The organism is Pantoea sp. LMR881 (assembly GCF_027157825.1).
GTDB classification, from domain to species: domain Bacteria; phylum Pseudomonadota; class Gammaproteobacteria; order Enterobacterales; family Enterobacteriaceae; genus Pantoea; species Pantoea haifensis.
The window spans coordinates 1779114-1790865 of record NZ_JAPVOK010000002.1; the positions used below are offsets into that span (position 1 = coordinate 1779114).

General features: G+C 50.3%; 7 protein-coding genes, 1 tRNA gene and 3 pseudogenes. 4 read left to right on the top strand and 7 right to left on the bottom strand.

What is annotated here, in order from left to right:
• Positions 1-78: 78 nt before the first annotated feature.
• Positions 79-1312, bottom strand: a pseudogene (locus tag O3W44_RS10225) (serine hydrolase domain-containing protein).
• Between the two features lie 345 nt (positions 1313-1657).
• Here O3W44_RS10225 and O3W44_RS10230 point away from each other — a divergent pair.
• Positions 1658-2326, top strand: coding sequence for a YecA/YgfB family protein (locus tag O3W44_RS10230; RefSeq protein WP_269292974.1), 669 nt, complete (start codon positions 1658-1660; stop codon positions 2324-2326).
• A gap of 377 nt (positions 2327-2703) precedes the next feature.
• Here the strand turns inward: O3W44_RS10230 and O3W44_RS10235 are convergent.
• The 3 genes from O3W44_RS10235 to O3W44_RS10245 all read right to left on the bottom strand — a co-directional run bounded on the left by O3W44_RS10235 (position 2704) and on the right by O3W44_RS10245 (position 4640).
• Positions 2704-2788, bottom strand: a tRNA-Leu gene (locus O3W44_RS10235).
• A 342-nt stretch (positions 2789-3130) separates the two neighbouring features.
• Complete coding sequence (locus O3W44_RS10240; protein ID WP_269292975.1) at positions 3131-4147, bottom strand: YsnF/AvaK domain-containing protein; 1017 nt, start codon at positions 4145-4147, stop codon at positions 3131-3133.
• 97 nt (positions 4148-4244) lie between these two features.
• Positions 4245-4640 (bottom strand): DUF2382 domain-containing protein, encoded by a 396-nt coding sequence (locus tag O3W44_RS10245; protein ID WP_269292976.1) that lies wholly within the window; start codon positions 4638-4640, stop codon positions 4245-4247.
• A 580-nt stretch (positions 4641-5220) separates the two neighbouring features.
• Here O3W44_RS10245 and O3W44_RS10250 point away from each other — a divergent pair.
• The 3 genes from O3W44_RS10250 to O3W44_RS10260 all read left to right on the top strand — a co-directional run bounded on the left by O3W44_RS10250 (position 5221) and on the right by O3W44_RS10260 (position 7258).
• Positions 5221-5724 (top strand): DUF2501 domain-containing protein, encoded by a 504-nt coding sequence (locus O3W44_RS10250; RefSeq protein ID WP_269292977.1) that lies wholly within the window; start codon positions 5221-5223, stop codon positions 5722-5724.
• A 210-nt stretch (positions 5725-5934) separates the two neighbouring features.
• The gene (locus O3W44_RS10255) at positions 5935-6570 is read left to right on the top strand and encodes a hypothetical protein (protein ID WP_269292978.1); all 636 of its coding nucleotides are present in this window, start codon (positions 5935-5937) and stop codon (positions 6568-6570) included.
• Positions 6571-6595: 25 nt separating this feature from the next.
• The gene (locus tag O3W44_RS10260) at positions 6596-7258 is read left to right on the top strand and encodes a MarC family NAAT transporter (protein ID WP_269292979.1); all 663 of its coding nucleotides are present in this window, start codon (positions 6596-6598) and stop codon (positions 7256-7258) included.
• Between the two features lie 32 nt (positions 7259-7290).
• Here the strand turns inward: O3W44_RS10260 and O3W44_RS10265 are convergent.
• From O3W44_RS10265 to O3W44_RS10275, 3 genes and pseudogenes are all read right to left on the bottom strand, one after another.
• Positions 7291-8555: pseudogene (locus O3W44_RS10265) on the bottom strand (c-type cytochrome).
• A gap of 4 nt (positions 8556-8559) precedes the next feature.
• A pseudogene (locus O3W44_RS10270) lies at positions 8560-10328 on the bottom strand (GMC family oxidoreductase).
• Positions 10329-10366: 38 nt separating this feature from the next.
• Entirely contained in the window at positions 10367-11095 is a 729-nt protein-coding gene (locus tag O3W44_RS10275) for a gluconate 2-dehydrogenase subunit 3 family protein (protein WP_269292980.1), read from the bottom strand.
• Between the last annotated feature and the right edge of the window lie 657 nt (positions 11096-11752).

Below are 11752 nucleotides of genomic sequence, written 5' to 3' on the forward strand. Positions count from 1 at the left end.
TAACAGTAGACCAGGCTTTGGGTCCTTTGTTCAGGAACCGTTTTCCGCCAGCCTGGCTAAGTATAAGGAAAGGCAACGCTATTGCGGCGATTTCACGCTTTCTTTGTTCGCCAAATCCATCAGCAATGCGATACCCAGATAGTTACTCCAGTTAAACGCATTTTGCAGCACCACGATAGCGTTCCCATTCTTTTTATCAAAACCAATAAAGCTCGAATAGCCACCGATATAACCTACCTGATAGGTAATTTTCTGCCCAGCGAGATTATCCGTCACCCAGGCCATATTCTGCGCCTGATTGCCGCGCTGATACCAGGGGATGAGTTATTTCTGCAAACATCTGATTTATTGAGAGATTATTGGTGGGCTGCAAATGGGCGCGTAGATAGGCGAGCAGATCGCGTGAGGTGCTATACAGACTGGCTGCCGCCACCATGTTACCGCAGAAATGCCAGTCCGGCGTCAGGTTGCCGCGCGCAATAAACTTCGGCTGATCTCCCGCATGTCCCAACGCACGCTGTGGAAAGCCAGACAGCGTAAGCGGCTGAAAGCTGGTTTGCGTCATTTTCAGTGGCTGAAAAATGAATGTTGCGGCCAGCGATTCGATATCCTGATGCAACCGCTGTTTAAGGATGTAACCGATTAGCGCATAGCCAAGATTAGAGTAAACCGGCACGCGCACCGCAGGCGCGGAAAAATGGGCCAGGTAGCGAAGCACATAGTCGCTGTCGAGGTTGCCATAGAAGTTTTCACCGCTGCTGAGATAGCGCATAAACTGACGCAACATCGGCAAATCCATATCCTGACGCGGTAAACCCGATGTGTGTGTAACCAGCTGCAGCAGCGTTATCCGCCGGGCGTCAACGCTTAACGGCACGTTATTGGGCAGGAGATCTTTCAGCGTGTCATCCCAGTGCAGCTTGCCCTGATTCACCAGTTGAATAATCACTTCAGCGGTAACGCCTTTGCTTAGCGATCCCAGCGCAAATAAGGTATCTGGCGTAACCGGATAGCGATGGACGTCATCAGTGACGCCGAAGGAATAAAACGTTGCCGGACCGCCGCGCTGGATTAAACCGATGCTGATACCTGAAACCTGCTTTCGCTGCATATAGTGCCGGACAAGATCTTCGACATTTTCATGAAACGCATCGTGAGACAGATAAACCCGATCGCCAACAGGCGCGGAGGTTTGCGACAGGGTGCCGCAGGCAGAGAGTATCAGCGTAGCGAAAAGTAGCAGGCATAAGCGATACCCGTGATAACGGAAGGCTGAAGCAAAGCGGGCAAATAAAGGCGTCAAAGGATCCATCCAGATAAAAACACCACATCATTGTTATGGGCGAGCATTGCGGTCAATAAAACAGCGAATGCGGCGCACGATATCACAAAGCCCGCCGCGACTGTAGCAGCCTGACATTGCTGCGCCATTCCCGGTTGTTAGCCGCCTGAACGATTTCTGCCCTGCCGATGAGAGCGGTAATCAATATAAAGGCTGATGCTTACCGCCCCGGTTAGCACTAAAATCGCGGAGATCACTGGGCTGATAAGGAAAACCCTGCTAAACCTGACGTTAAGCTGGTAGCGAACCGATAAGCGTGTACACTGCTGCGGTTTTATTTGCTACTGAACAACGCAACGCCGGGGAGGCAACCGTATGAAAGAAGGCCCACTGACCGAGAAAGAGCTGCAATGGCTTGAAGATATGCTGGAAAAATACGGCAGTGAAGCATCGATTCTGGATGTCTCAGAACTGGATGGCCTGCTCACCGCTGTGCTTTCCGGGCCGACTATGGTCGAGCCGAGCGAATGGCTACTCGCCCTGTGGGGCGGTCAGAAACATGTGCCGAAGTGGAGCAACGAGCGTGAAATGACGCGCTTTATGGAGCTTTGCTTTCAGCATATGAACGACATCGCCGACCGTTTATCCGAGTTCCCGGAGCAGTTTGAACCGGTGTTTGGCATCCGCGAAATGGAAGGCCTGGAATTCACCGTGGTAGAAGAGTGGTGCTTCGGCTATATGCGCGGCGTGGCGCTCACCGACTGGTCTGCGCTACCGGCATCCCTGCAACCGGCACTGGACGCGATTGCCTTACATGGCAAAGAAGAGAATCTCGAGAAGCTGGATGCCTTAACGCCAGAAGAGATGGAAGCCAGCATTGAGGCTATCCGCCCTGCTGCTCTGGCTTTGCATGATCACTGGATTTCACAACCCGAAGCGATACCAGAGCCGCAAAAGCCTGTAGTGGCTGACAAGCTGCCCGGCCGGAATGATCCCTGTCCGTGCGGTAGCGGAAAAAAATATAAACAGTGCTGTTTGCATTGATATAAGGAAGCTGCCGAAAGGCAGCTTTTTTATTGGTTTATTCTTTATTCTGTAAAGGCGATGGTTATTAGGCTGGATTGTTCTTAATGGGTCTGGGTTCTGAAATTCACATCGAATAAAGGATTAAATCTGATATTAATAAGCCCCGTAAATGCCATCAAAGACACCTGATAAGCAAAAGAGGTTAGCGTGGTCCAGCTTTAAAAGTAAAAGAGATACAAAGTTGAGCCGGGTATATGCAGATGTACCCGTATCAGTAAGTTGATGTAGATCGAATCAGGCTGAGTCAGGCCGAGTAAAAAGTGAGGAAAGCCTTGCGGATACTGAATTTCAGACACAAAAAAGCCACCCTCAGGTAGCTTGATTTTGCATTTCGATGGTGCCGAAGGCCGGACTCGAACCGGCACGTATTTCTACGGTTGATTTTGAATCAACTGCGTCTACCGATTTCGCCACTTCGGCACTGAAGAGGATGCGGAAAACGTTGGGGATTATACCGTTACCGATACGCGGCGCAAGCCTCTTTCGCTGGGTTGTGCGCTAAGCGATGAAAAAACCAGCGGAACACGCGCTGAAGCCGCCATCTATCACTCATTGCCCGCTGAACACTCGTATTCACCAACGTTCACAATCCCTTCCTTACTAACATGGCCAAACTTCCTCACCGCCTGTTTTCAGCACGCCTGGACTTATCGACAGCAGGAGAACTTAAGCTGACCCCTCCAGACGCAACAGGGCCAGCCTTTCGGCTGGCCCAATCTGGTGTTGCTCAAAAGTGTTTCAGAGCCGCTTTGAACCTACACATTAGTGCGAATGGTCATACTCGTGACTTTTCAGTTTACTTTCGACCTTATCTTTCGCTTCACTGACTTTTTCACCTGCTCTTTCGGCCATGCCTGGCTTGTTGTCACGCGTCTGCGGATTCAGCGTTGTGTTACCCGTGGTATTTACACCATTTGTTGAGGCAGCATTCGTTGAGGCTGCCGCTGGCGTAACGCCTGCACTGCCTGCCGTACTGGCCCCACTATTAGGTGACAAGGCACGCTCACGCGCTTCCGGTGCATTCCTGTCAATATCCACTTCCTGACGACGTACCGTATCGTTGATGGTTTCCGTACGATCGCTGCCGTCGGTACGCACCACCACTTCCTCTTTCACATTGGTGGTTTTATTAACAACCGGCTGCTCATGCGATTCGGCCACTTCTACCGTTTTCTCAGACCAGTCAACTTCGCCAGCCAGCGCCGGTTCGTTTACCGAACGACGGAATATATCTGCGTGCTGTTCATGCAGCGAAATATCACGTGATACGTCATCTGTCACAGTATAACGACGGACACGGGTTGAACCTTCGCTGACCAGACGTTTACCCACTTCAATCTGCTCTTCTGCCAGACGCAGAATATCTTCTTCAGTCTCATTACCCGTTAGCGACGTGCGGAGAGGTTCTACTTTACGTAGTTTGCGATCGTCGGTTTCACCAGCAAAATTGCCACCTACGATAGGATCAGCAGCTTCACCTGTGGTGAATTTTTTCTCTGGCGCATCGGTTAGCGAGCTATTCATGCGTGACGGTACATCTACCGAATCATGCGAGTGAAGAATGGTCATCGCTTTGGCCAGATTATCTTCTTCGGTACGCAGCGAAAGTACGACGCCACCTTTATCCATCGCTCTGGTATAAACATCTGCCTGGTCTTCATCTACAGTATGACCAAACAGGCGCTGCCAGATGCTTGGATGTCGAATCGCTTTGCCTTCCGACTGCAAACGTTCACCACTAATTAAACTAATATCCTGATCAGGAAAACCAGCTTTCATGAGATTTCTTTTCGCGGCATCTGCCTGCATTGCAGAATCGAACAGTGTTACGATTTTTTTCGTGTGCCATGATCATTCCTCTCTTGTTAGCATTTAATTACCGATCGTCGTCTCTCTCTATCTTCACTTGCTGTTTACGTCGAGTTACCACCTCCTGAAAAGGCGCGGTTTCCTGCACCTTTCGGATGTGGATCTCTTCTTTCAGCACCAGCTTTCTTACTATCTCAATCTCTTCTTCAACGACCGGGACAATAAGTACGCCGTTTTCTTCCCTGATTTCCGGTATGGATTCAACGCGCTGCGCTTTAGCCACGCGCTCTGTTTCCACTTTTTCCTGCTGGAGCAGCGTACTGATCACTTCATCGTGTTCAGTTGTGGAACGGGTTACGCGGACATGACCATCCACAACTTTCTGCTTAGTCAACGCAATTTGCTCTTCTGCAAGCTTTAACGTTACTTCGGCATCTTTATTGTGTTCCGGCTGTCCAGCCATATATTCTCCCGTTTATCAATTCAATTTATAATGCGCTATGAATGTTCACCACAATTACCTGACACAGTGATAAGCCTAGACAAGATATTTAAATTGGGAAGTCGATTTAATAATTATTTTTTAGAGGCGGGAATAAAAACAACGCAGCCTGAAGAATTAAAAAAGCGGATTAAACGCAGCCAGAAAAATTTCCTTTCTGCCTTAACTTATTGATGAAAAATGAGTTTGCCACAGCATCCTGTTTCCCCACCCTATGCACTGTGAGGCCTCATGCAGGCTGAACTCAATACAAAAAACGCAGCGCGAAATTTACGTTTCCCAGGATAAAATTAATCAATTAAAAACAGGGTGCGTATAAATATTAAATAATGTTTCTGAGGTGTAAAATTTATTTACCCTGCATAATTACCCGCTATCAATATTACCTTTATAAAGTGCGATTACGCATAGCTAACCGACAAACTAAAAATACAGAATATTCTCAAAGCAGGCTGTGCGTCGATTATTTTGGAACTTTACCCGGCATTATTCCTCTTAACAGGCCAGAGCCTGCAAAGATAATGAAATGACTGAGGTTAGTATGAAAAAAACACAACGCGTTTGGGGATGGGGAATCGCAGCACTGTTGGTTGCGGGTAGTGCGTCAGCCGCAAGCTGGCAGGATCAGTTGAGCAGCGCAGCATCGCAGCTCAGCCAGCAAAACAGTGGCACAACCACCAGCAGTTCGCAAAACAGCGGCTTATCGCTCTCATCAATCACAGGATTGCTAAACGGTGGTGATAAAGCCGTCAGCGCAAACAGCATGACCAATGCCGCAGGTGTCATGCAGTATTGCGTTGAGCACAACGTGGTAAAGAACAATGTGCAATCCGTGAAGGATCAGGTACTAAGTAAGCTGGGACTGAGCACCACCACTGCGCAAGAGCAAAAAACCGATTATCAGCAGGGTGTGGCTGGTCTGTTAAACACCGGTAATGGTCAGCAACTGAATTTGCAGAGCCTGAGCAATTCACCGATGGGTGAGAAGCTGAAGACCAAAGCCTGTGACGTGGTGTTGAAACAGGGTAAAAACTTTATCTCTTAAGGATAACTGGCGAAGGATTGCCATTCTCCGGTTCCACCGACACATCGGTGCCCCTTTAGTGCTCCCCGCTTCGCTGTTGCTGCTGTTTACAGCAAAAAAACACAATAAATTGTTCTTCTCCGCACTTCCAGACAGCCAATCAACCTCGCCATTTCCCATCTGCTCAGTCGGCGTTATAGTGAGTTTTTTAGATCACACAGGACAGCACGTATGAAAGGCTTCAACATTGCGATTTACTTCGATCCCGATCTCATTAAAGCCTGCGTACATGGCCCGGATGGCAGCTACCAAAATAAAAAGTTCGAGTATGACGATGGGGTGATTGAGGAGATTTACCAATGGCTCGAACAGTATGAATCGAACCGTACCCATATCTGTCTGATCGAAAATGAAACCGCTGAACTGCTGGCTGATGAACTGGTCGATAGCGGTTATCACGTGCATCAAATCACGATGCATCAGTTGCTGAGTTGGTTTGCAGTAGAGCCGCCCGCTACGCCAGATGGTACGCCGATGCGTGCAATGCTGCGTTTTCTGGAAAATGAGCACCCGCGCGAATATGAATCCCGAACGCCTCAAACGGAAGCGTTGATGGAGATGTTCGACGAGCTGGATGCGCTGGAGATGGCAGATGATGCAGAAGACGAAGACAATCAGCCCGATGGCCTGCTGCGCGTTATGAAGAAGCACAAGCTCAGCGCCACCGAAGCGGCAAAACTGCTTATTCCCGACGTCAACGAGCGCATCCGTGAACACCTGATGCAATATCCTGAGCTGATGACGCCCGAGATCCTGCAAGACTTCTTCCCTGAACTGTTAGAGGCGCTGGAACGGCCTAAACATTAAAACAGACCCCTATGAGAGAGGTGCCATGCTGGAATTATTTCAGGCTGTAGGACTCGGACTGGTGGTGTTACTGCCGTTGGCGAATCCACTGACAACCGTGGCGCTGTTTCTCGGTCTGGCGGGTGACATGAATTACCGCGAGCGCAATCGCCAGGCGCTGGAGGCTTCTGTTTATGTCTTCGCCATCATGATGGTGGCGTGGTATGCCGGTAATGCCGTGCTGCATACCTTTGGCATCTCTATTCCTGGTCTGCGCATCGCCGGTGGGTTAATCGTCGCGTTTATTGGTTTCAAAATGCTGTTTCCGGCGCAACCGGCCGCGCACTCCGTTGAAGCCAAATATAAACACGATGAACTCGAAACAGCTAACCAGCCAGTGAATATTGCCTTTGTACCGCTCGCGATGCCAAGCACTGCCGGGCCTGGAACCATCGCCATGATCATCAGCTCTGCCTCAACGGTGAAAAGCGGTGTAGATTTTTCCGAATGGGTATACAGAGTTGCGCCCGTTATCACCTTTTTTACGGTCAGCCTGATTTTATGGCTGGCGCTGCGCAGCTCAGGCACCATTATGAAGCTGGTCGGCAAAAGCGGCATCGAAGCGATTTCGCGACTGATGGGATTTTTACTGGTCTGTATGGGCGTGCAGTTTGTTATTAATGGTGTGCTGGAAGTCATTCACGGTTAAAAAAACGGGGCGCCTTCTGCGCCCCGCTCTGTTTAGTGCTCAAGTGACTTACGGACCTCAGCCACCTGATCTTTGCTTACGGCTGGTGCGTTGTTGCTCCAGCCGTGGCGAATGAAGGTGGCAAGCTGCGCCACTTCATCGTCGCTAAGGCGGTTGCCAAAGCCCGGCATCGCCAGTTTCGACGGCGCTTTCTCGGTTGATGGCTGCTGCGCACCGGCCAGAATGGTGTGGATCAAACCGGTTGGATCGTTGGCGTTCACAATCGTGGCCTGATCCAGTTCAGGAAGATGCCCGGCGCGCCTTTACCGGTGACAAAGTGACATGCGCCACAGTTATCAATATAAAGACGTTCACCTTCGGTCAGGTTCTTCGCGGCGGTCAGTTTGGCTTCTGTTGCCTGCTGCGCCTGCACGTTATAGGCCTGCAACGGTGGGTTGCCGCTAATAAACTTCAGGTAAGCCGCGATGGCTTTCAGATCGGCGTCCGTCATGTGTGAGCTGCTGTGCTCAATCACTGAAGTCATCTCACCGCCCACTGCCGCTTTGTCGTTACGACCGGTTTGCAGGTAATCAACAATCTCCTGCTCGCTCCAGCGCGGCAGACCACGCAGCGACGGCACATCCCAGTTATTCAGGCTGCCACCGGCAAGGAACTTAGCGTCACCGCTGTCGAGCGCCTTCTCATTCATTCCCAGTCCGCGCGGCGTATGACAGCTACCACAGTGGCCCAGGCTTTCCACAATATAAGCACCGCGGTTAATCTCTTCTGAAGCCCCGCCGATTGGCTGGAAAGGCTTATCGGAGGTAAACGCCCAGTTCCAGAAACGCATGCCCCAACGCTGGCTAAACGGGAAGCTCAGTTTGGTTTCCTCTGGCTGCTCAGCACTTGGCTTCACGCCTTTCATGAAGTAGACGTAGAGCGCATGCATATCGGCATCGCTGATTTTGGCATAATCTGGATACGGCATTGCCGGATAGAGGCGCGAACCGTCCGGCAATATCCCTTTACGAACCGCGTCAGAGAACTGCTGTTCGCTATAGTTACCGATACCGTGCACTTTATCTGGCGTAATGTTGGTTGAGAAAATAGTGCCCAGATTCGACTCAATCGCTAAACCGCCCGCGTAATCCGGCTTGCCTGCAACCGAGTGACACGCCATGCAGTCGCCAAGACGCGATAAATATTCGCCCTGCTTGATCAGTTGAGATTCATCTTCTGCGTGCGCCTGAACCGCAAAACCGCTGGCCAGCAGCACGGCGTTGGCGAGTAACAATGATTTTAAATTCAGCTTGTTCATGCGCTTATGCCTGTACCAGTGGACCGGGGTTTTTCAGATACTGATCTTTGATCGCCTGTGCCGCCATCAGGGTAATCGCACCGATGGTATCGGTCGGGTTCGCCTGGAAGTTCTGCGGGAATGCGTTACCGCCTGGTACAAACACGTTATGCACGTCCCAGCTCTGCAAGTACTTGTTCAGTGCTGAGGTTTTCGGGTTATCGCCCATCACCGCACCGCCCACGTTGTGGGTAGAAACGTATTTGGTCAGGTCAAAGTCAGCGCCCATTGGCAGGAAGCTCATGCTCATGCTGTCTGGATTCAACTCTTTACTGATGTTGCCCACGATCCCTTTCAGGTATTGCTGCAGTTTCAACTCATTCTCTTTCCAGTTGAAGGTCATACGCAGCAGCGGCAAACCGTGATGATCCTTATAGTTAGGATCGAGATCCAGATAGATGTCACGGTATGACTGACAGGTCGTCGTGATGCTGATCTTCATGGAATGGCCATACCACTCTTCCAGACCCTCTTTCCAGCCGGCGCCCCAGGTGGGCGTGCCTTTTGGCAGTGCGGTGCTGATTGGCGTACCGGTTGCCTGCGAACTGTGGATCTTCGCGCCACCAAGGAAGCCGAGCGAAGGGCCATCAAAGTTGCCCGGCGAGATGTCGTTGAACATCTGGCCAGTCGCCCCTGCGGTTGCATACGGGTTGAAGTTTTTATCTTTGAAGAACAGCGTTGCGCCGCCGTTCGACAGGAAGGCGTAGTTACGCCCGACAACGCCTTCTTCTGTGATCGGGTTGTAAGGCTTGCCAATACCGGACAGCAGCATTAAACGCACGTTGTAGAGCTGGAAGCTGCTCAGTACCACGATTTTCGCTGGCTGGAAGCACTCATTGCCCTGACCGTCGATGTAGATCACGCCTTTAGCGGTCTTCTTGTCGTCGTTCAGCACCACCTTGATTACTTCTGCATTCACTTCATAAGAGAAGTTAGGCATACGCTTCAGCGCATCCATTACAGCCGTCTGCGGTGAGGCTTTGGAGTAGTTCAGGCATGGATATTTACTGCAATAGCCGCAGTAGTTACACGGCGCGATCTGGTTGCCGTAAGGGTTTTTCCACGCACGTGATACACATGCAGACGGGTTCGGGAACGGGTGATAGCCGAGTTTGGTTGCGGCTTCTTTGAACATCACGTTGTTCAGCGTATCGTCCAGGGCAGGCAGCGGATACGGCTCAGAACGTGGACCTTCAAACGGATCGCCACCCTCAAGGATTTTACCGCGCAGGTTGCCGGTGTTACCGGACTGACCGCAAATCAGCTCAAACTTGTAGAAGTAAGGTTCGATCTCATCCCAGGTAAACGGGAAGTCCATCACGCGCATATCTTCCTGCAGGATGCCCGGCTTGTACGCCTCATCCACGTAGGTTTTCAGTTTGATATCGGTTGGGGTAGGACGCAGCAGAACCGCTGTCCAGTGCAGACCCGATCCCCTACGCCGGTGCCTGGCGCAAACGCGCCCCATTTACGGGTTGGCAGCGCCGTCTGGCTGGTGTTGTAGCGAACCGTTACGGCTGCTTCTGCCGGGGTAGCAAACACTTTATTACGCACTGCGTAAGCATATTCATCTGCCGGTTTTGGGTAAGCAAATTCATCGTAATCGCGATCGCCGCCGCGTTCTAAAGCGCGAACTTCGAGTCCAGCCAGCGCGAGTTCAATGCTCATTAACGAGCCGGCCCAACCGAGGCCGCAGACGACAACGTCGACTTCTTTTTTAGTAACCTGTGCCATGATAATCCTGTTTCAAATACCTGATTGGGAATGCGCGGTTAAGCGCGTTCGCCCTTCACACTGACCGGGCCGAGCGGATACGGAACGTTGTGCTGTTTCACCCATTCGGTGAAGCTGGCACGCGCGCCCGGGAAGCCGATGGCAATCCAGGCTTTCATGCCTTTGTTGCCGCCGTACATAGGGTCCGCGAGGTAACCGTGCTTGGTATCGGAAAGCAGTTGGCTGAAGAACTGCGACGCTTTCATATTCGCTTCGCCTGATGCGGCGAAGTCGACCTCGTTTTTATTCACTTTGGTCAGTACGTCGTCTTTTTCTTGCTGCGTCAGTGCATGGAACGGTTTTTGATACGTGCTCTGCGTCCACTGATTAACCAGCCTGATGCCGGTCTGGTACATCTGCTGTGGCCGGAAAGGAATTTGATAGCCCATGGTGGCCGGTGCGCTGACATTAAACGGACCTTGCAGGTAAATTTCGCTGCCAAACTCTTCGCTATGCAGCTGCTGGTCGATAAAGATCGGCACGTTGGTTTCCAGGGCGCCCGGCGCTTTACCATTGCCGCCAGCCGGAATCAAACGATCGGTTGCCGCCAAAATAAATTGCCACTCTTCGGCACTGAAAAAGATCGGTTTATAGTCAGCTAATTCTGGCGCTGCCATTTCCGCTGCTTGTGCTGCAGTTATTCCTTTAAATACCAGGTCACTTAATGGCAATGCCAGTAAAGAGCCCAGCAAAAATTTACGCCTGGTGGTGGGTTTTTGAAGAAGCATAGCCGCACGACTCTCATCTAATAACTACCTTAATCTTTCACGTTGTCAGAAAACGACCGACCAGCTCTTCGCCAGCGCCCAGTAATAAGCGACCAACATAAATGAGCGCAGTCAGCGTACCTGCAGCGCAAAAAAATAGCGGGTAAAGTAATATTTATGTGAATGAAGAAACATATCGGTTAATAACGTGGCAATCTTAGGGATATAAATATTTCTAAATGTAAAAATTAGAGAGGAGATGTTTTATAGTGAAAGTTTATCATCGTGTTGCTAATAGGTTACAGCGAGGTAACAATCAAGAATACGGGAAATTTGGCCTAAATCCTTATGATTATCGGGGGTGAGATATTTATTGCTGAATTAATCGACAATATTATTTACGCAAAGTAATAATTGCGAAAAATAACCGATAAAAAAATATCATACTTCCATACAAGAGAATTATTCTCATTGGCAACATTATATTTACTTTTATCCTGCCGCAAATGAAAAATGTTATTTACGGTGCCAAATCAGAATAGTTCTGTTATTTATCCCGTGGTGCAAAAAATGCACAAATTAATCTCGGTAAGTAATAAACTGCCCGGTCATGATTAAACTGGCCGAGACAGCGTGACAGAAAGACGCGCAGAGAAGTCAATTTCAGTCGCGGGTAAC